This is a genomic window from Rickettsia endosymbiont of Culicoides newsteadi (assembly GCF_002259525.1).
Classification (GTDB): Bacteria; Pseudomonadota; Alphaproteobacteria; order Rickettsiales; family Rickettsiaceae; genus Tisiphia.
Genome location: NZ_MWZE01000008.1, coordinates 1 through 20,413 on the forward strand (window position 1 = coordinate 1; position 20,413 = coordinate 20,413).

Sequence of the window (20,413 nt, forward strand, 5' to 3'; positions counted from 1 at the left end):
ATACTACCACGGATAGTTTAAAAGTTAAATTTAGCTAATAATTAATAATAAATTTATGTTTTGCAGCGGAATGAGAGATATAATATTATATGTGTTGGTTTAGCAAATAAGTTAGCAAGGATTGCTTATGCAGTAGTCAGCAATGGTAGCGAATATGTTGCAAATTAGTTTAGTTGGAAAAAAAGAAGAAACTATGTCAACTAAATAAAAATTGGTAATTGATAAATATTGTGAGTAAAGAATAGTAACAATAAAGAGAACGAAAGTTAAAGAGTTAATGAATAAGTATTCTGAATAAAATCCGTAATTATGTCGAGGCTCTAGAAGCCGTGGGAATGAGAGGTCACTCAAGGATATTTATAAGAATGCAGAAACCATTATGGCACTCGATGCCGAATATATGACCGCTTCCTTTGTGGCTCTATTTTTTTATTTTCTTTCTTGACAAATTCACTCGTCCATATATGACAATAGTTCGCAGAAATGACAAGAATGGGCAGATTTTTCAAACACTAATCAGGTTATTTTAACCCATCCCAACGTTTTATTAAACCAGCATCAATGTCAAAAATATCAAGCACTCGAGTAATTGAGTGATTTATTATATCATCCAAGGTTTCTGGTAAGTTATAAAAAGCCGGCACTGGAGGAGCAATTATCCCGCCATAACTCGTTACTTTCAACATATTCTCTAAATGCCCCCTATGTAAAGGAGTTTCTCTAATCATTAAGACTAATTTTCTTTGTTCTTTCAGTATAACACCTGCTGCTCTACTAATTAAATTATCCTCAATGCTGCAAGCAACTGAGGCGAGAGTTTTCATGCTACATGGAGCTATGATCATACCAAATGTCCTAAAAGAACCACAAGCAATCCTACAACCAATATCAGAAAGATTATAATAATAATCTGCTAGCTCTTGTACTTGTTGTATAGAGTAATCTGTTTCATGTAGTATAGTCAAATGGGCAGATTTTGAGATAATTAAATGACTTTCAATATTTAACTGCCGTAAAATCTCAAGTAACCTTATACCATATATGGCTCCAGAAGCTCCAGAGATTGCAACAAGCAATTTTTTTTTATTATTAGCAGTCATAGTTATATTTTTTCCTTTTAAAGTATATTATATTGTATTAAAATAGTATTTGGTTTTATAAAGTTGACCTTATAGAAATCCTAGTTTTTAACTGATTATGGAGTTTAAAAATGAATATCAATAATCATATACAAAGCTTACAAAAAAAACATGACGATTTACAAAGACTAATAAACGCTGCATTTTTACATTTGCAGGATGATACTAAAATCAAACAGTTGAAGAAACAAAAATTAATGCTAAAAGATAAAATTTTGTTGTTATATAAGAACATCACCAGCAATTAAATTTATTGATTCTTTATAAAGCAGAAGGCTGTAATTAAAAAGATTTGTGTACAAACAATTTTTTAGTAAGGGTAATCTGTTTACTTTTTCGTTTCAATCAAAAGATTATTCGAGTATATTCAGAGTCACTGTTATAAAAGAATAATAAATATGGTACTATCTCTGAAAAGTAAAGGATTAACTGTTATTTTATCTTCCCCCTCGGCTGCTGGTAAATCCAGCTTAGCCAGAGCAGCTTTAAAAATAGACAGTAATCTTAGATTATCCATCTCTGCAACCACCAGAACACCTAGGACAGGTGAGATTGATGGAGTAAGTTACTATTTCAAGACCAAAGAGGAATTTAATAAATTAATTGAACAAGATGAATTCCTTGAATATGCAAATATTTATAATAATTATTATGGAACGCCTAAAAAAGTTGTAGAAGAGCTACTAAGTCAAGGGCTAGATGTTTTATTTGATATAGATTGGCAAGGTACAAAATCCATAAAAAAAATCTTATCAAATGTGATTACAATTTTTGTTCTGCCACCAACTCCTAGTGTTTTGCAGCAACGAATTCAAAATAGAGGGCAAGATAGTAAAGAAGCGATAGAGTTGCGTATGAAATTAGCAACCAAGGAAGTACAATATGCTAAATATTATGATTACGTGGTTATTAATGATGATTTTGAGATCACTCTTAAAACAATATATTCGATAATCATCGCTGAACGCGTAAAAAGAATAAGGCTTAATTTAGATAAGTTTTATAGTAATTGGCAACATGCGTTATTATAGAATATATGAATATACGTAATAAGAATCAATAAACTTTCTGCATAAGTTAATCTATAGCTAACCCAAAGCAAATTTATAGTCAATTCAGGAGGATTTGGGACTAGGAGCGACGAGTGACGACGTCACCAACTTCTCATCAATTGACTATACTATGGCTAAATATTAATGTGGTTAGCTATAGGTTATGTTAATAAAATTTAAATATAACTTGTTATATCAAATTCAGCTATGTAAAATGTAAAATTTACAGGAGTTATCGATTATAGTCAATTCAGGAGAATTTGGGCTTAGGACTCCTATAAGTAACAGATGAGCATTGAGTGGCAACGTTACCAACTTCTCATCAATTGACTATATCAGGGCTTCGGTATAATAAATAGACTGTTGCTGATTAAAGGACAAAAATTACTTATTTAAAGAATAATGTTCACAACAGCTTAATATATTTGTAATTTATTTTAATAAAATTACTTGCTCTTATGGAGATAAAATGAGAACATAGCGTGTAACAAAAAGAATAAATTACTAAAGAAAAATTTGTTAAGGAGAAAGACGTAATGAGGGTATTGTTAGTAGAAGATAATAGTGACATAGCTAGTTCTATTGAATTAACGTTAGCTTCAGAGGGAATTATTTGCGAAGTGGTCGAGTTTGGTACAGAAGGAATAGAGATAGCTAGAGTTTATAATTATGATTTGATTATCTTAGATCTTATGCTACCAGACATTAGTGGATTCGAAGTATTGCTAAGATTACGTTCTGCTAAAGTAAAAACGCCCATATTGATTTTATCAGGTATTACTACAGTTGATCAGAAAATCAAAGGGCTTACATGCGGGGCAGATGATTATATCACAAAACCATTTAACCGCGAAGAGTTAATTGCTCGTATTTATGCAATTGTTCGTCGTTCTAAAGGACATTCTGAGTCAGTGGTTAGGTTTGACAAGGTAAGTATTCATCTTGATACCAGAATTGTAGAAGTGGATGGAAAAAAGGTTCATTTAACAAATAAGGAATATGCCATTTTAGAATTATTAGTTTTACGTAGAGGAACAGTATTGAATAAGGAGATGTTCTTAGATCATCTGTATAGTAGTGTTGATGAACCAGAGATTAAGATTATAGATGTATTTGTTTGCAAATTACGTAAGAAATTAGCTGATGCTGCTGGTGGTACAAACTACATTGATACGGTATGGGGGCGTGGTTATATGTTAAAAGAATATGATGAACAATATCCAATATTACATCATTTTTAAGGAGAAGTTATTAGACCTCTTACCTAATCTAATTGGTAATTTTGTTGTCAAAACTCGTCTCCGTTCCTCACGTACATCTTAGTACGCTGCGGTACTAGACTTCGTTTTTTCTAAAAATTCCTCAATTATCTTTAGGTTATCCAAGAGGTCTATTGAGCCATCTAGAAACCAAGATAGAAGATTATGATACCTAGCACGATAGAACTAACCGGTAAGGTCTATATTAAATATGTTGATCATATAGTAAATTCATATGTTGGGGATGTTAAGCTTTTGTTAAATGACGATGCATTAAGCCTTAATAAAGGGGATTATGAGAATTTAAAGTCAAGTGGTTATATTAAAGCAAAAATTTTTGATGGACTTGTTTGGCAGAATATTAGTATAAGTGAGTTATGTTCAGAAAAAGAATACAAATTTACTAAAAGACAAAAAGCTATTGACTCAGCCTTATTATGCAAAACTATAATTGAAGAGCGTCGAGGAATTATGTTATATAGAACTTATAGAGGGCACTTTACTACTCAAGAATGATTAGCTAATCCTTTCCCTGGATTTGCTTAGTTTGAGTAATTGGTAAATAGGAGGCTAACAAATGGAAACAGATAACAAAAAACCACAAGATTCTAGAAAATTAGCAGACCAAATTAAGGATGCATTGGCAGGTATCACTAATGATGATGAACTTGGATCCGATGAGGCAATGGAAATTTTCAATGAGTTAAGTGCAAACGACGCTTTTGAGCAAGAGATAGAACAAATATTAGCTTGTCTTGACGAACAAACAATGGATCTAACCAAATTACAGACACAGATTATCATATTAATACAAAAATATTTAGGTAAACTCAATAACAAGAAATTAAATCTTAAAGTTGATGAACAACTTATCAGTAAGAATGTTACGGAAGTAAGTAGTTACTTAATGCAACAACATTCACAATTGGTAAAAGAAGCTAACCGAGGCTTGATAAAATCAAAAGACAATCTACATGGTATAAGTCGTCAATCTAGATTGGAAGCAAGGCGTTTAGTTAAAAATTTTGCTTTATACCAAGTTTATAAATTTATGAATCCTAAAAGAATAGCTGGAGAAACAAAAAAAGAAAATTTTGCTTATAATATGATTAAAGGCGGGATGGATTTAGCTACAAAATATGAAGGTGGAGCAAAAAGTGATATTAAATCATATTCTCCAGAATTTCTTAAAAAATTAAACAAGGCTCATCAAAATTTTAAAAGTGGTGGGAAGACAATTTATTGATTAATAATATTTACTTACAAAAATTAAAACTACTAAATTATCGTAATTTTCAGGATTTAGAGATTAATACTGGTAATAACCCTATTATATTAATAGGAGCAAATGGTAGTGGTAAAACTAACATCCTAGAATCAATATCACTATTTTCTCCTGGTAAAGGTTTGAGATCAGCAAAATTAGATGATGTTTGTCAAAGAGGGGCAGAGCATTGTTCGGCTTATGGGCTACTACACAGTAAACTTGGACTAGTTGAAATTTCAACAAATTTAAAACGTCAATCTAATAGGCGACTTACAGAATTTAACGGTGCTAAAATACAAAATAATGAATTGAGCAAGTTCTCTGCTATGATTTGGCTTACTCCCCAAATGGATGGTATTTTCTCTTCTGGTGTTAGTGATAGACGTAAATTCTTTGACAGGATTGTCTATAATTTTAATCCATCTCATGCAGGGATAGTGACTAAATATGAATATTATATGCATGAACGCAGTAAAATCCTATTACAAGATCAAGTTGATACAAATTGGCTTGGAGTAATTGAAGAGAAAATGGCAGAATTATCAATTCAAATTGCTATTAATAGGTTAAAAATTTTAGAACATATTCAAAAAACCATTGATGATTTGGATAATGACTTCCCTAAAGCTATTTTATCAATTAATGGGGTTATAGAAGAAAAAATATCAAAAAATTATGATATAGATGTAGATTTTATAAAAAATGAATTAGTGGGCTGTCGTATTCGTGATAGAATGTCTAATCGTACTAATTTTGGAGTTCATAAAAGTGATTTTATAGTTATTCATAAAGAAAAAAATGCCCCAGCTAAACACTGCTCTACCGGTGAACAGAAGGCTATGCTCATTGCAATAATACTTGCCCAAGTTAATTATTCTATTAAAGAAAATATCGCTATGCCTATTTTACTGTTAGATGAGGTTTTTGTCCATCTTGACAAGAAAAGGCGAGAATATTTAATTGATCTTTTCCTAGAATTAGGATTACAACTATGGGTAACTGCTACTGACTTAAATGGCATAGAATCCTTAACCAAAAAAGCAGAGCTAATAAAACTATAGAACAAAAATAAACAACACGATAGGTGCTTATTCAGCACTAATTTAATTGACTATATCATATTCTTGGCAGCTTTTATGCCAGAATTTTTAGCATCTTTTGAATCGGAAGTTTCGCTATGAAAAACTATTTTACTGCCATCAAAATTGGCAAGCATAAACTCCGTATGAATAACCTTATCACGTATACTTAAATCATTTGAGTATACGTATGTTGAATAAGCAGCTATAGGGGTTTTACAATCTGCATCTAGATATTCTAAAAATGCTCTTCCCGCCTTCATTAGTTCCCATGTTTCAAGATGGTTAATTTTATTACATATCTCCTGCATTTTGTTATCATTTTTCCTTATCTCTACCGCTATAACTCCCTGCCCTACAGATGGCAACATCTCTTTTATATCTATTAAGTGGCAATATTTTTCATCAAATAGCCCCAATCTTTTCAAACCACTATAAGCGAGAATGGTCGCATCAACATCACCTTGCATTAATTTTTTTATTCTTGAATCAACATTTCCTCTAAAAGTAACAATTTGTAAATCAGGTCTTTTTCTTTGTATTAGGATTTTTCTACGTACTGAGGATGTACCAACTATACTGGCAAAAGGCAATTCTTCTATTGATTTATAGTTCAAGCAGACAAATACGTCTCGTGCATCTTCTCTCTCAAGTACAGCACATATCATCAATTCTGACGGTAATTTACAAGGTACATCTTTAAAGGAATGTACAGCTAAATCAATTTCTTCATTTATAAGAGCAGCTTCTATTTCTTTTAAGAATAAAGCCTTCCCACCTATATCATACAAATTTTTATCCTTAATCAAATCGCCAGAGGTAACTATTGGGACTATTTCATAATTTATCTGTGGATAATGAATTTTAATTTGGTCAATTACTAAACCTGTCTGAATCAAAGCCAGAGTACTTCTTCTTGCACCTATTTTTATTACCTTCTTCATCGATGATTTATTGTCAGTATATTATATTAACTACAACTTCATCATTCTTTAAAACTTGATTTGTTGATGAAAATTCCTCAACAAATTCTATTTTATGAGAAGATGTAACATTTTTAAGGTCTATCGTTAAGTCATTAGGAAGTTTTTCTCCTATAATTTCTAGTACCTTAATATTAGCTTTAACTGACAAATTCTTTTCTGCTTTAGCTTTTCTAACCAAATCTAGTATTTTAATAAGCCTATCAGGCTGAATTTGATCTACCGGGAAAGAAAAATTTTTGATTTGAGACCAATTACCTCGACTATGGATAGATTTTGTACTATATAATATTTGCCAAATTTCTTCTGTTATATGCGGTAAGAAAGGAGCTAATAATTTGAGTAAAATTTTTATCGAATAATATAAAGTGATTATAGCACTATACTGCCCTCTATTGTCTGAGCCATCCATGTTATAAGCTCGGGTCTTAGTGATTTCAAGATAATTATCACAAAATACTGACCAAAAAAACTTTTCTATTGACTCCATAGCATCGGTATATTCATAATTATGCATATCTGATTCAACTTTATCTACTAACTCAACTAGTTTTACTATTAACCATTGGTCAAACTTGTGACAAATTTTGCTTTCTATATCAGGAATCTGGACATTTTTATCTAATGGATCTAATTTGTCAAAATGAATAGCCGCAAATTTGCAAGCATTCCATAATTTATTAACAAGTCTCTTCCCATTTTTCATTACCTCTTCAGAGTAAACAGTATCAGCTCCAAGCCTAGATTTAGAAGTCCAATAACGCATTACATCAGCCCCATATTGCTCAAGTAATTTTTGTGGTACAATAATATTCCCTTTAGATTTTGACATTTTGCTACGATCGAATGCCAGGCACCACCCACTAATCATAATGTTTTTCCAAGGTAGGGTATTTTCATGCAATTGGGCTTTAAGTATTGTGTAAAAAGCCCAGGTTCTAATAATTTCATGAGCTTGCGGACGCAAATCAGCTGGAAATAATTTGTGGTGACGCTCAGCATCTACGTTAAACTTTTCAGATATACCGTGACTACTTAATTGCGGTGAGATTGCACTAGTAGCCCAAGTATCCATAACATCATAATCTGGCTCTACCTCTTCTCGCGAATAGCCAATTGGCAAATCTTTGGTTGGGTCTACTGGCAGTTGTGTTATATCTGGAAATATAGCTTTGCCTACTTCTCCAACTCGTTTAGAATACCAAACAGGGAATGGCACGCCAAAATAGCGTTGACGACTTATACACCAATCCCATGATAAACCATTTATCCAGTTCTCAAGCCTAATTTTCATATTTTTGGGGTGCCAATTAATTTCATTCGCTCGTTGCATTAAAACATCTTTATGTTTTATCGTGTGAACAAACCATTGCGGTATGGTAAGTATCTCTAGTGGAGCCCCTGAACGTTCAGCACATTTTACTGTTTGAGTGATTTCTACTTGTTTAACTAATAAATTTTTCTCTTTTAAGATTTCTATAATTTTATTTCTAGCATCTTTTATTTTTAAGCCATTTATCTGATTATAAGAAGATGAATTTGATAATTCGTCTGATAAATCTATGATACCTTTTTTATCTATAATAATTTTTATAGGTAAATTATGAACTCTCCACCAAGTTATGTCGGTTACGTCACCAAAAGTACAACACATAACAAGCCCGGTTCCTTTATCTATTTGAACTAAATCATCTGCTAAAATAGGTACTTTAATATCAAATAGCGGTGTTATGGCAAATTGACCTTGCAAATGTTTGTATCTATAATCATTTGGGTTATAAAATACCGCAACGCAAGCTGGTAACAATTCTGGTCTAGTAGTAGCAATAATAATCCTCTCGCCCTTACTGGTCTGAAAAATTACATCATTCATCATTGAAGTTTTTTCTTGGTCTTCGATATCAGCTTGTGCTAAAGCCGTTTGATCAACTGGATCCCACAATATTGGTTGATTATTGCGGTAAACTTCTCCTTTATTTACTAAGTCTAAAAATGACATTTGTGATATTTTTTGTGATAATGGATTAATTGTCTGATATTCCAAAGTCCAATCAACCGATAAAGCCATTTGATTAAATAATGAACGAAATTTTTCTTCTTCAGAAATAACAACTTCTTTACATATTTCAACAAATTGCTCTCTTGCCATATTTGTTGCTTTTATCTGCTTTTGCTTTTCAACTAAACGTTCGGTAGGTAAACCATTATCATCAAAACCGATTGGATAAAAAATATTTTTACCTAACATCCGTTTGAAACGAACCATGAAATCAGCCTGGGTATAACTATAAACATGTCCTATATGCAGTTGCCCTGAGACTGTTGGTGGTGGAGTATCTACTACAAAACTATTTTCCCTTGTTTCATTTTTATCCCAAAGATAAATTTTTTGTTCTTGCCAAAATTTTTGCCATTTTCTTTCGCTTTCACTAAAGCTATAATCTTTTGGAAATTCCGTCATAATAAGACTATTATAATTAAATTAAACCAAGATATATCATAATTAATAGTAATGCCAAATAAATTTTTCCTAAGTCTCAGTTTAATGAGGCTGCAAAATCCTACTGGATATCTGTTAGTATTCTTCTCAGCATGCTTTGGGGTACTTCTTACCAATATTACAATATATAATTTAGTAAAATTATTACTATTATTCTTTATCGGAAGTGTCGTTACCAGAGGAGCTGGTAGCGTTCTTAACGATATTTTTGACAAAGATTTTGATAAATATGTGTTACGAACAAAAAATAGACCTTTGGCTAATGGCTCATTGAAAGTAAGTGACGCGATGATTTTGTTAATTATATTATCAATTATTTCCTTAGCCATTTTATTATCATTAAATAAAACAGCCATTTACTTAGGGTTTTTCTCCTGCATCATGATCATTTTATATCCACTAATGAAGAGAATTACTTTTTTCCCACAAATATTTCTAGGGCTAACATTTAATGGAGTCTTGATTGGTAATAGTGCAGTAATCGATAAAATATCACTAGAAGCTGTTATTATGTATATTGCCTGCTGTTTTTGGACTATCGGTTATGACATTATTTATGGCTTTATGGACATAGAGTACGATAAAAAGATTAATCTCAAATCAATGCCATTATTTTTAGAAAAGAAAAACTATAAACTGCATCTATATGTTTATTATACCATTTTCATAATATTATTCATAATTGCTAAAATTATAGCAGCTCATCACCTTAACTATATAGCTATCCTTTGTGCTTATATGATGCTGATTTGGCAGGTAATAACATTAGAAATTTCAGACCCACAAAACTGTCTTACTAGATTTAAAAATAACAATTATGTCGGTTTGATTTTGCTCTTAGGTTCGTTAGACTTAGCTATGTGAGTGTTTACGGTTTTTTTTCTTATGATGAATAAAAAATCTGATTGCCAAGCGTCATTGTGCATAAGCATCAGTTTAAGAAAACAATAATTGAGAAACCGTCATTGCGAGGAGACCGTAAGGTCGACGAAGCAATCCAAGAATAATAGATTGCCACGCCACCTACGGTGGCTCGCTAATAGACGACTTTTCTACTTTATTTTCTTAATATGCGTCATTGCGAGATCACGTAGTGGTCGTGGCAATCTATTATTCTTGGATTGCTTCGTCGACCTTACGGTCTCCTCGCAATGACGGTTGTGAGGTTAAATTGCTTCTAGGAGGTTGCCTGCGATAACTAATAGGAATCTTGTACTTTAACTTTTTTCTCTGAACGCTCACAATTAATCTTGCTGTCAAAATTACCGATGCTTATTTACCCAAAGATTTCTGAGACTGAGAATGGGCTTGTTGTTCAATATTTGCAGCTCTTGATGTAACTTGTTGCTTAATACCAAGGTCTACTACATGCTCATACTTCATACCGTTATTTAACAATGTGTGACCAAGATGATTTACTAATTCTACATCCTCTTTAGAAAATTTATTAACAATTGATTCTGTAATTTCATATAAGAACTTCCACGATAGCTCAACCTTTTCTTTTAGAGTTAGCTTCTTGGTATTATCTGCTTTATTAAATGGTGCATTAAGCTCTTGTGCATTATTAGTATCCTTGATAAGCATACTAACAGACGCATTTTTGCTCTTCTTATAAACAAAGAATATAATAAATACTACAAGTAGACCTACTGCAACGATTATCAAATTAGTATTTTGCATAAGATCCTCCATCTAAAATTAAATCTTAGAAATTTAATCAACAACGTATGAAATTTCTAAATTATCTAACCTTGCTTAGCTTTAAACCTTTTAATTTTCTTGTTTATTACAAGAATTTTACCTTTTCTTTTTACAACCTGGCAATCTTTATCTCTTTTCTTTAGAGATTTTAACGAACTTACAACTTTCATATAAAATTTATCCTTTGATATTATTTAACAAAAACTTTAAAAGTGATAAATCAATTTTTAAAATTTTGCTAGCTTAAATTAGAACTCTTGCATAACCTAAAGATAATTGAGGAATTTTTAGGAAAAACGAAGTCGAGTACCGCAGAGTACTAAGATGTACGTGAGGAACGGAGACGAGTTTTGACAACAAAATTACCAATTAGATTAGGTTATGCAAGAACTCTATTAAAAACAGCAATAGTACTACCTTCCTCAATTTTGTCAACAAAATTTTTCATAGAAGCTGTTTATGTTTATGGTAAGAATCTTGACAAGTAATGATATTCTTTTGATAAGGGCTCCTTTTCTAATTATAAAAGGTAGATTGTGATAAAAAGAATAATTTTTGCTATTATAATAAATTATATTATTTGTTTATCTTCCTATGCTGAACAGGTTCTTCATACAGTATGGGGTGATTTTATAGTTAATGATCCGATAATAGAGGAATTAATACAAAGTAAAGCTATGCAAAGAATAAAAGAAATTGATCAATCTGGCCCACCCCCTTATTTGGAATTAATGCCATTTTTTAGTCGCTATGATCATAGTATAGGAGTATTTGTTTTATTACAAAAAGCAGGAGTGTCAAAAATTGAACAAATAGCCGGCTTGTTACATGATGTTTCTCATACTGTTTTTTCTCATTTAGGAGATAATTTATTTTATCAACCAAATAGCAGACATTCTTATCAAGATACTATCCATTTATGGTTTCTAAAGAAAATGGATATTGAAAAAATTATCAGTAAATATAGCATTTCTATTAGTGAACTAGACCCTGATAATCCCAAATACATAGCATTAGAATCCCCCTTGCCTTCACTTTGTGCAGATCGAATACAATATAATATTCACACAGGCGTTATTCTTAACAAAATTTCAGAAATTGAAGCAAAGGAAATGGTCGAAAATTTACAATTTAAACATAATATATGGTTCTTTACAGATCCTGTGCTTGCTAAACAATTTGCTATGCTTTCTTTAGATTTTACTTGGGAATTTTGGGGTAGCGAATGGAATGCTGTAGTATATGACTGCTTCGTTAAGATATTAAAACGTGCTGTAGATATAAATCTTATTACTAAAGATGAATTACATTTTGGTATAGATAAGCAAGTTTTAATAAAGCTTCAAATGAGTAAAGATGTTAAGTTACGAAAATTATTTAAGGAATATTCTCATAAAGTTAAAACATTTTCAATAGTGGAATTTGGCAAAGGGCAAATAAACATTAAACCAAAATTTAGAGGTATAGACCCTACAGTATATTATGATGGAAAATATCAACTATTATCAAAGATAGATAAAATTTTTAATCATAAGTTTAATCTGGTTAAAGAGTGGTGCCAAAAAGGTTATGGAATTAGTTATAGTAATAAGGCTCCTAATAAGATAGTCCTAGCTTATAAACGGGTAGGATAGGTTTATCAGCTAAATCCTATTCCGGTTAGTTATAGAATCTAACTTAACTTGTATAGGAAAATTATTATTGTATTATAGTTTTTTCTTATTAGATATTTATATGTTAACTCCTTCAAAATTGTTCATTATTTGGTTGTTTGGTTTAACTAGCGGATTTACCTTAATGATTACAGGCAATACCTTAAACTATTGGCTTGCTAAAGAAAATATTGATTTACAATCTATTGGAATGTTTGCTGTTATCGTAATACCTTATTCTATCAATTTTTTATGGGCTCCTATTTTTGATACTGTAAAGTTAGGTTGGTTAAGTAAGCTACTTGGTCATAGATTATCTTGGATTTGTCTGATCCAAATTTTGTTGGCATTGGCTATTTTTCTTTTAAGCACCATGGATCCTAATCATAGTCTAATATTGTTTGCACTGGTAGGATTGATAATATCATTTTTAAGTTCAGCTAAAGATACTGTCTTAGGAGCATTTAGAACTGAAATTATTGCCAAAGAATCCCAAGGAGCTGCTTCTGGAATTTATATTTTTGGCTATCGTATCGGTATGCTAATATCAGGTTCCGGTGCTATTTATCTATCAAGCTACTTGGGATGGAATAATATATATAAAATCTTTGCCATTTCTGTACTTGTTTGCTCTGCTATTTTAGTTGTGAGTATCTTACGATTAAAGCATGACTTAATTTCCCAAACTTATCAGGATTATAAGGTAAATAGTTCAAACTTTATACAAAATATCTTGAGACCTGTAGGATCTTTGTATTTAATCTTTTTAATAATAATCTTCCTTATTTTATATAGATTACCAGATGATTTTATTGGTATGATGATTAATCCTTTTCTGATACATATTGGTTATAACGAATTTGAAATAGCTAGTGCAGGGAAATTTTTCGGCATAATATCTGCAATAATTGGTGGGCTAATAGCTAGCTCAGTGATGAGAAAAAAGAATATCTTGGATAGCTTGCTGATATTTGGAGTAATTCATGCCATAGCACATACCTTATTTATTCTGCAAGAGATTTATGGTAAAAATCTACCCTTATTCTTTATTACGACAGGTTTTGAGAGTATAACTGGTGGAATGACTATGACAGCCTACATTGCTTTTATTGCTTCAATTTGTCAAGGTAAATTTCGTGCTACACAATATTCGTTTTTCACTTCTATGATGGGATTTTCACGATCGATTTTTCCAGCTCTTTCAGGATATATTGTTGTACAATTCGGATGGCAAAACTTTTTTACATTTATTATTATCACAACAATCCCTTCCCTCCTTCTGCTACTAAAAATCAGCTCATTACTAAAAGTAAAAATGAAGTGAATGATCTATAGTCAATTGATGAGAAGTTAGTGACGTTGTCCATAGCAATTACCTTTTTTATAAAAACGTCATTGCTAGGGGGCATAAGCCTACGAAGCAATTCAGTGACCCAAAATGGATTGCCACGACCACTATGTGGTCTCGCAATGACAGATAACGTCATTGCGAGGGGGCGTAAGCCTCCGAAGCAATCTATTTTTATCGTTTTTTGGATTGCTTCAATGCCACTAAAGTGGCTCTGAGCCATAACGCTTAGGCTCTAAATACTAATCGGATTTATAACGTTACCAATTCAAGTTAATTCACTATATTCAATAATTAGTAACAAAATTATTGTTAATAAAAAATAATAATTTATTATGCGTTTTTCTACAAACAATGCAATATCTTATTATTGAATTGTTGTGCGATAATATCGTATGTTATTTTAAAATTTATAAAAAAATTAGTAACTAATTATGAATGAAATCCTATCAGTACCAAATGGTGAAAATAAAGTTCTATTACATTCCTGTTGTGCTCCATGTTCAGGAGAACTTATGGAGAAAATGTTGATGTCTGGTATTAACTTAACTATTTTTTTCTACAATCCCAATATTCATCCTAAAAAAGAGTATGAAATCCGTAAAAATGAGAATATTCGTTTTGCTGAAAAAATGGGTATCAATTTTATTGATGCAGATTACGACGTACAAAATTGGTTTGCGAGAAGTAAAGGTATGGAATGGGAGCCAGAAAGAGGCAAACGTTGTTCTATGTGCTTTGATATGCGTTTTGAACGCACAGCCCTTTATGCCTATGAGAATGATTTTAAAGTTATTACCAGTTCTCTTGGCATTTCCCGCTGGAAAGACATGAATCAAATTAATGAATCAGGCATTAAAGCTGCCTCTCATTACGATGGAATAACTTACTGGACTTATAATTGGCGAAAATCAGGTGGGAGTAGTAGAATGTACGAAATAGCTAAACGTGAGAATTTTTATAAGCAAGAATATTGTGGCTGTATCTACTCACTAAGGGACAGCAATAATTGGCGTAAGTCAAATAACCGGGCTGAAATTGAAATTGGAGAAGAATATTATAAGGAATAGGAATTTTTTATATATGCACTGTAACAATTATCTTGATTATCGATAGTAGTAGGGGTAGTTTATAGCTAAGTCTATCTATTAGCGAGAAGTAGTTTTGCTGCGACGAAGCAAAGCCCCTCAGACGTCATTGCGAGGAAGACCGTAGGCCAACGAAGCAATCCATAAAAGCAATAAAAAATGGATTGCTGCGACCTACTTGCGTGGTCTCGCAATGACGTTGAGACATTGCTTCGTTGCTGATAGGGTAAAGAATATTATTTTTTTAATTATTTATCTTAAAAAGTATTAGTGGTCAATTAGTTATAGTGTATATTATATTTATGAACAATTTTAGAGTTTTATTGGTAGTTTTTTGTCTGTTTTGTACTAATAATTGTGTCTTAGCTTCGCAAAAAACAATAAGAATTGGTTCTGGTTCGATTTTGAAAGGTTATTACTCTATCGGATTGGATTTGTGTAGAACCATGACTTTAGCTGATAAAACTGTAAATTGTGAAGTAGTACCTACCAATGGAGGTGTTGAAAATTTAAATTTGCTAAGAGAAGGTAAGATAGATTTAGCTTTGGTGCAATCCAATATAGCATTGGAAGCGTTTGAAGCTGTTGGGCATTATGCCAATACAGAGAAAACGCAAGAAATGCGTCAGGTGCTTAATTTATATGACGAGCTTTTTACTGTTTTAGTAAAAAGTCAGGATAAGGATAAGATAAAAGGCTTTTCAGATATTGAAGGGAAGAGAATATCAAATGGTTTGTCATTGTCTAGTAATACCATTACTTACGATGCTATCAGGAAGTTATATAATTTTACCAAAGAGCCAATAGATTGCGATGAAATGAGTTACGAAGAGTCAATAAAACAATTTTGTAATGGTAAAATTGATGTGATGATTATGACGGTAGGTCATCCTAATGCTTTAGTAGGATTTACGGCTAATAGTTGTGGGATTGATTTTATACCTATGGAAAATGATAAAATTGAACAATTACTAGCCACTAATAAAGCTTTTCATAAGGGATTGCTGGATAAAAGATTATATCCTGGAATCACTGCAGATTTGAATACAGTGGCAGTAACGGCAATTTTAGTTACTAACAGTAGTATGGATGCTAAATTATTGGATAAATTTATTGGTATGTTTCATAAAAATGTAAAACATTTTAAACGTTCTAATTATATGTTATATAATATCGATATTAATCATTTTGCTGATACTAATAACTTTATTTTGCCAAAACATTCAGCAGTCAGAAATAGATAAATCTAAAACACGTCATTGCGAGCGAACGTATGTGAGCGAAGTAATCCATTTTTAGTCACTTTCTGGATTGCTTCGTCGACCTTACGGTTTCCTCGCAATAACGTCGTAGGTAAATCTAAAAGCGTAAAATAAATAGATAAATATCGGAGTAGTTGTTAATTGTGTTTAAAAATATAATAATACCATTAGATTGGTCGGATAAACAATCGGTTAAGGCAATATTACCAAAGGCTTTAAGTTTTGCTACTATCTTTAATGCCAAATTACATTTTCTTTATATCATTTCGGATTTTGGTATGAAAATGGTCGAGGATTATTTGCCTAAAAACTGGGCAAAAGACCAAAAAGAAAAATATCGGGTACAGGTAACAGAGCTAATTAGGCAATATGTGCCTGAGGAGATCGAAGTTGAATTACATATTGGTCGAGGGGCGGTCTATGATGAAATAATACAATATGCTAATGAAGTGAAAGCTGATTTAATTATTATTTCAGCAGTACGACCACAGCTTAGAGAATATATGCTAGGTCCTAATGCGTCGAAAATTGTGCGGCATTCTGGGGTGTCTGTTTTAGTTGTCCGAGAATAGTTGGAATATGTATATACAACTTCTTGAAAAATTGATTAGTTTTCAATCAGTAACGCCTAATAGTAGCGGTTGTATTGAATATATTAGTAATTTATTAGAAAAAAATGGTTTTAAGACTGAAACCAAAATATTTGGTGAAGATAATTATAAAGTAACCAACCTTTATGCTGTTTATGGTACTGCCCGTCCTAATATTTGTTTTGCTGGACATGTTGATGTTGTGCCAGCAGGTGATAGAGCATTATGGCTTAATGATCCTTTTATAGCAAGTAAAGTGGGTGAGAAGATTTATGGTAGGGGAACTGTCGATATGAAGGGAGCGATAGCATGTTTTTTGGCTGCTAGCTTGCAGTTCATTGAATGTGTTAAAGTTCCTAATGGTTCAATTAGTTTTCTAATTACTAGTGATGAGGAAGGAAGTGGCAAATATGGCACTGTAGAAATGCTAAAATATTTGCATCGAGATCTAGTCAATTCAGGAGAATTTGGGGCTAAGAGCGATGGAGCGACGCCTATAAGTAATAGGCGAGCGACAAGTGATAACGTCCCCAACTTCTCATCAATTGACTATGATAATAATTTGATCGATCTTGCTATTGTAGGCGAACCAACAAATGAACAGCAAGTAGGGGATACCGTAAAAATTGGTCGATGTGGAAGTATTAACTTTAACTTAGCTCTATATGGTACAGCTGGGCATGTAGCATATCCATTACAAGCCAATAATCCGATTCATCCTTTAGTTCAAATACTTAATGAATTGATTAATTATCGATTAGATGAAGGGAGTAAATTTTTTCAACAGTCAAATTTAGAAATTACTTCTATTGATGTAGGCAATGATATAACTAATGTAATAGCAGGGAAAGTTACAGCAAAGTTTAATATTCGTTTTAATGACGCTCATTCGTCATCTAGCATAACAGATTTGATAGAGCAGATAGTTACCAAATATTGTGCTAAATACCAATTTAAATATGAATTAAGTAGTGTATCTTCAGCTAATTGTTTTATTCAAGAACCAACAGGGTTAATTGCTGATTTTGTTCAAGTAGTATCTGATACAACTCAAATATCTACAAAATTATCTACTAGTGGTGGTACTTCTGATGCGAGGTTTATCAAAAATTATTGTCCTGTTGTGGAATTTGGTTTATTATCTGATACAGCACATAAAATTAATGAATATACAAAAGTTAGAGATTTACAAAGCTTATATCATGTGTATTATAATGCTCTGACAAAATTTCTAGCTAAGACTAGTTGATAAATAGTCAAGATACACTATGCGGGTGTGACGGAATTGGCAGACGTACTAGATTTAGGTTCTAGCGCCGCAAGGCGTGGGGGTTCAAGTCCCTCCATCCGCACCACAAATAAATAAGCAAAAATTGCAGTGATTGGTTTAGCAATTCTTCAAGTTTTTGCATGATATTTTAATATTGCTAATGAGTTTTTAGTATGCAAGTCACAGAACTTAAAAATGAAGGTCTAGATTTTGAAGTGAAAGTTGTCCTTCCTTCTTCTAAAATTGCCAATAAAGTGCAAAAAGAATTAGATAGTTTATCAAAAAAAGTTAAACTTAATGGATTCCGTGCTGGAAAAGTGCCGATCAACATTGTTAATCAAAAATATAGGCAGTCTGTTAGGTCTGATGTGGTAAGCCATGAAATTAATCACGCAGTACAGCATATTATAAAAGATCATAAACTAAAAACAGTAGGTAATCCTCAATTAGAAGATTTATGTGATAAAGATAATGAGGATATAGAATTTACTCTAAAATTTGAGCTACTACCTGATGTTGAATTACCAGATTTTAAAAAAATTAAAGTTATTTATCCAAAATTAGTAGTTGAGGAAGAGGATATTAATAAGCAAATAGATAAACTTGCATCTATGTCAAAAAATTATACTAAAGAAAATAAAGGGAAAGTAGAAAAATGGCAGGAAGTTACTATTGATGCGATTGGTTATGTCAATAATGAGCCTTTTGAAGGTGGTAAAGTTACAGATTACAAATTAGTAATTGGTAGTGGAACTTTTATTGATGGGTTTGAAGATCAGCTTATTGGTAGTAAAGCTGGAGATGAGGTAGAGGTTAATGTTACATTCCCAAAAGAATATCATATGGAACAAATTGCAGGTCAGCCTGCTAAATTTATTGTTCAGGTAAAGGCGGTACATTCTGCTGATGAAATAGTCGTTGATGATGAGTTTGCTAAGAAATTTAATTGTAAGACAGTTGAAGAATTGCGTACTAATATTTCTAAAAGTATAGCAGATGAATATAGGGAGAATATACATACTTTAATGAAGATGAGATTATTTGACCAATTAGAAGAGATATTAACGTTTAATGTTCCCAAATCTTTAATAGCTCAGGAAGTAAATACTTTAAAATCTCAAACGGAGAAAAGTAACGACTCAGATTCAATATTTAAAGATAAATCAGAAGCAGAAATTAATGAGTACTATAATAAGCTAGCCTTACGTCGTGTTAGAGTAGGTTTGATGTTATCCGAATATATGCAAGTTAAGAATTTACGTATTGAACAGGATGATATTAAAAATGCTATTATAGCTCAAGCAAGGAGATTTCCAGGTCAAGAAAAAGCAATATTAAAGTTCTATCAAGAAAACCCTCGATCTATTGAGCACTTAAAAGGTCCATTATTAGAAGAAAAAACAGTACAACATATTTTTGACAATGAAGTAATCTTAGAAGAAAAAGATTACACAAGAGAAAAGCTGGAGGAATTTTTAACACAAGAAGAAGATTGGGTGGTATAGCTCAAAGCTTGTATAGTCAATTGATGAGAGATTGCTGACATTGACGTCGTCACTTTGTTTCGTCTATTACAGGCTTTGCTCCTATGCTCTCTTATCATTCCCGCCTACTATTGTCATTCCCGCGTAGGCGGGAATCTAGACCCCTTCTTACGCAGGGGTGACACTGAGTCGAGCAGAGATGACTAAGTTAAGTAGGGATGGTCTCTAAAACCCTCTCCCTCTTCTAACTTCCGACAGTCTCCTAATACTACAGTTGTAGATTGAATGTGAGTGTTCACAGAAAAAAGGTTAAAGTATAAGATGTCATTGCAAGGAGGTTGCCAGACCCACGAAGCAATCCAGGAAAGTGATTAGAAATGGATTGCTTCGTTGACCTTACGGTCTCCTCGCAATGACGCTTGGTGATAAGGTTTTTTTATTCATCACAAAAAAATAGCAAAAAAATCGTGAATGCTCACATCTAAACTACAACTGTAGTACTAATCCCAACTTCTAATCAATTGGCTATAGTATTTTTACTTTCCTTGTTTCTCGTAATTATTAACTTTATTATAGTCAATTCAGGGGAATTTGGGGCTAGGAACGATGGAGCGACGCCTATAAGTAATAGGCGAGCGACGAGTGACGACGTCACCAACTTCCCATAAATTGACTATAGTCGTATTTCTATTTAAAGGTACGTTTAATCTATAGTTATAACTTTTTACAACATATA

22 protein-coding genes and 1 tRNA gene are annotated in these 20,413 nt (G+C 32.1%); 17 read left to right on the plus strand and 6 right to left on the minus strand.

Features of this window, described 5'->3' with window-relative positions; genetic code table 11:
* Positions 1–521 precede the first annotated feature (521 nt).
* Positions 522–1,100, minus strand: coding sequence for a UbiX family flavin prenyltransferase (locus tag RiCNE_RS01130; protein WP_094648801.1), 579 nt, complete (start codon positions 1,098–1,100; stop codon positions 522–524).
* Between the two features lie 110 nt (positions 1,101–1,210).
* On the opposite strand from RiCNE_RS01130, the gene RiCNE_RS01135 reads away from it, so the two are divergent.
* The 6 genes from RiCNE_RS01135 (at position 1,211) to recF (ending at position 5,778) form a co-directional block, all read left to right on the plus strand.
* Positions 1,211–1,387: a DUF465 domain-containing protein gene (locus RiCNE_RS01135; RefSeq protein WP_094648802.1), complete on the plus strand. Its 177-nt coding sequence runs from the start codon at positions 1,211–1,213 to the stop codon at positions 1,385–1,387.
* Between the two features lie 150 nt (positions 1,388–1,537).
* Positions 1,538–2,170: a guanylate kinase gene (gene gmk, locus RiCNE_RS01140; RefSeq protein WP_094648803.1), complete on the plus strand. Its 633-nt coding sequence runs from the start codon at positions 1,538–1,540 to the stop codon at positions 2,168–2,170.
* A gap of 557 nt (positions 2,171–2,727) precedes the next feature.
* Positions 2,728–3,432, plus strand: coding sequence for a response regulator transcription factor CtrA (ctrA, locus tag RiCNE_RS01145; RefSeq protein WP_094648804.1), 705 nt, complete (start codon positions 2,728–2,730; stop codon positions 3,430–3,432).
* Positions 3,433–3,615: 183 nt separating this feature from the next.
* Positions 3,616–3,966 (plus strand): hypothetical protein, encoded by a 351-nt coding sequence (locus RiCNE_RS01150; RefSeq protein WP_094648805.1) that lies wholly within the window; start codon positions 3,616–3,618, stop codon positions 3,964–3,966.
* A gap of 61 nt (positions 3,967–4,027) precedes the next feature.
* Positions 4,028–4,696 (plus strand): DUF5394 family protein, encoded by a 669-nt coding sequence (locus RiCNE_RS01155; protein ID WP_094648806.1) that lies wholly within the window; start codon positions 4,028–4,030, stop codon positions 4,694–4,696.
* Entirely contained in the window at positions 4,696–5,778 is a 1,083-nt protein-coding gene (gene recF, locus RiCNE_RS01160) for a DNA replication/repair protein RecF (protein ID WP_094648821.1), read from the plus strand. The genes RiCNE_RS01155 and recF overlap by 1 nt, the downstream gene beginning before the upstream one ends.
* A gap of 50 nt (positions 5,779–5,828) precedes the next feature.
* Here the strand turns inward: recF and hemC are convergent, their stop codons facing one another.
* Positions 5,829–6,740 (minus strand): hydroxymethylbilane synthase, encoded by a 912-nt coding sequence (gene hemC, locus RiCNE_RS01165; protein WP_094648807.1) that lies wholly within the window; start codon positions 6,738–6,740, stop codon positions 5,829–5,831.
* A gap of 13 nt (positions 6,741–6,753) precedes the next feature.
* The gene (locus RiCNE_RS01170; protein ID WP_094648808.1) at positions 6,754–9,240 is read right to left on the minus strand and encodes a valine--tRNA ligase; all 2,487 of its coding nucleotides are present in this window, start codon (positions 9,238–9,240) and stop codon (positions 6,754–6,756) included.
* 45 nt (positions 9,241–9,285) lie between these two features.
* Between RiCNE_RS01170 and ubiA the strand changes: the two genes are divergently transcribed.
* Positions 9,286–10,143, plus strand: coding sequence for a 4-hydroxybenzoate octaprenyltransferase (gene ubiA, locus RiCNE_RS01175; protein WP_192866912.1), 858 nt, complete (start codon positions 9,286–9,288; stop codon positions 10,141–10,143).
* Between the two features lie 408 nt (positions 10,144–10,551).
* On the opposite strand, the gene RiCNE_RS01180 is transcribed toward ubiA, so the two are convergent.
* Positions 10,552–10,962: a DUF2660 domain-containing protein gene (locus tag RiCNE_RS01180; protein ID WP_094648810.1), complete on the minus strand. Its 411-nt coding sequence runs from the start codon at positions 10,960–10,962 to the stop codon at positions 10,552–10,554.
* A gap of 65 nt (positions 10,963–11,027) precedes the next feature.
* Positions 11,028–11,153 carry a type B 50S ribosomal protein L36 gene (ykgO, locus tag RiCNE_RS01185; protein ID WP_094648811.1) on the minus strand — a complete coding sequence of 42 codons (126 nt, stop codon included), beginning with the start codon at positions 11,151–11,153 and terminating at the stop codon, positions 11,028–11,030.
* A gap of 180 nt (positions 11,154–11,333) precedes the next feature.
* On the opposite strand from ykgO, the gene RiCNE_RS07385 reads away from it, so the two are divergent.
* The 3 genes from RiCNE_RS07385 (at position 11,334) to RiCNE_RS01195 (ending at position 13,959) form a co-directional block, all read left to right on the plus strand.
* Positions 11,334–11,471 carry a hypothetical protein gene (locus tag RiCNE_RS07385; protein WP_157905644.1) on the plus strand — a complete coding sequence of 46 codons (138 nt, stop codon included), beginning with the start codon at positions 11,334–11,336 and terminating at the stop codon, positions 11,469–11,471.
* A gap of 48 nt (positions 11,472–11,519) precedes the next feature.
* Positions 11,520–12,617 carry an HD domain-containing protein gene (locus RiCNE_RS01190; protein ID WP_204839944.1) on the plus strand — a complete coding sequence of 366 codons (1,098 nt, stop codon included), beginning with the start codon at positions 11,520–11,522 and terminating at the stop codon, positions 12,615–12,617.
* A gap of 100 nt (positions 12,618–12,717) precedes the next feature.
* Entirely contained in the window at positions 12,718–13,959 is a 1,242-nt protein-coding gene (locus tag RiCNE_RS01195; protein ID WP_094648823.1) for an AmpG family muropeptide MFS transporter, read from the plus strand.
* Here the strand turns inward: RiCNE_RS01195 and RiCNE_RS07235 are convergent.
* Positions 13,928–14,122 (minus strand): hypothetical protein, encoded by a 195-nt coding sequence (locus tag RiCNE_RS07235; RefSeq protein WP_133062915.1) that lies wholly within the window; start codon positions 14,120–14,122, stop codon positions 13,928–13,930. The genes RiCNE_RS01195 and RiCNE_RS07235 overlap by 32 nt on opposite strands.
* A 295-nt stretch (positions 14,123–14,417) precedes the next feature.
* Between RiCNE_RS07235 and RiCNE_RS01200 the strand changes: the two genes are divergently transcribed.
* From RiCNE_RS01200 to RiCNE_RS07240, 7 genes are all read left to right on the plus strand, one after another.
* Entirely contained in the window at positions 14,418–15,053 is a 636-nt protein-coding gene (locus RiCNE_RS01200) for an epoxyqueuosine reductase QueH (RefSeq protein ID WP_094648812.1), read from the plus strand.
* A gap of 320 nt (positions 15,054–15,373) precedes the next feature.
* Positions 15,374–16,315 carry a TAXI family TRAP transporter solute-binding subunit gene (locus RiCNE_RS01205; protein WP_094648813.1) on the plus strand — a complete coding sequence of 314 codons (942 nt, stop codon included), beginning with the start codon at positions 15,374–15,376 and terminating at the stop codon, positions 16,313–16,315.
* Positions 16,316–16,476: 161 nt separating this feature from the next.
* Complete coding sequence (locus tag RiCNE_RS01210) at positions 16,477–16,905, plus strand: universal stress protein (RefSeq protein WP_094648814.1); 429 nt, start codon at positions 16,477–16,479, stop codon at positions 16,903–16,905.
* Positions 16,906–16,912: 7 nt separating this feature from the next.
* Entirely contained in the window at positions 16,913–18,172 is a 1,260-nt protein-coding gene (gene dapE / locus RiCNE_RS01215) for a succinyl-diaminopimelate desuccinylase (RefSeq protein ID WP_094648815.1), read from the plus strand.
* A gap of 21 nt (positions 18,173–18,193) precedes the next feature.
* Positions 18,194–18,278 (plus strand) — tRNA-Leu (locus tag RiCNE_RS01220).
* Positions 18,279–18,366: 88 nt separating this feature from the next.
* Positions 18,367–19,698, plus strand: coding sequence for a trigger factor (gene tig, locus RiCNE_RS01225; protein WP_094648816.1), 1,332 nt, complete (start codon positions 18,367–18,369; stop codon positions 19,696–19,698).
* Between the two features lie 500 nt (positions 19,699–20,198).
* Positions 20,199–20,345 (plus strand): palindromic element RPE2 domain-containing protein, encoded by a 147-nt coding sequence (locus tag RiCNE_RS07240; RefSeq protein ID WP_239832558.1) that lies wholly within the window; start codon positions 20,199–20,201, stop codon positions 20,343–20,345.
* Positions 20,346–20,413 lie beyond the last annotated feature (68 nt).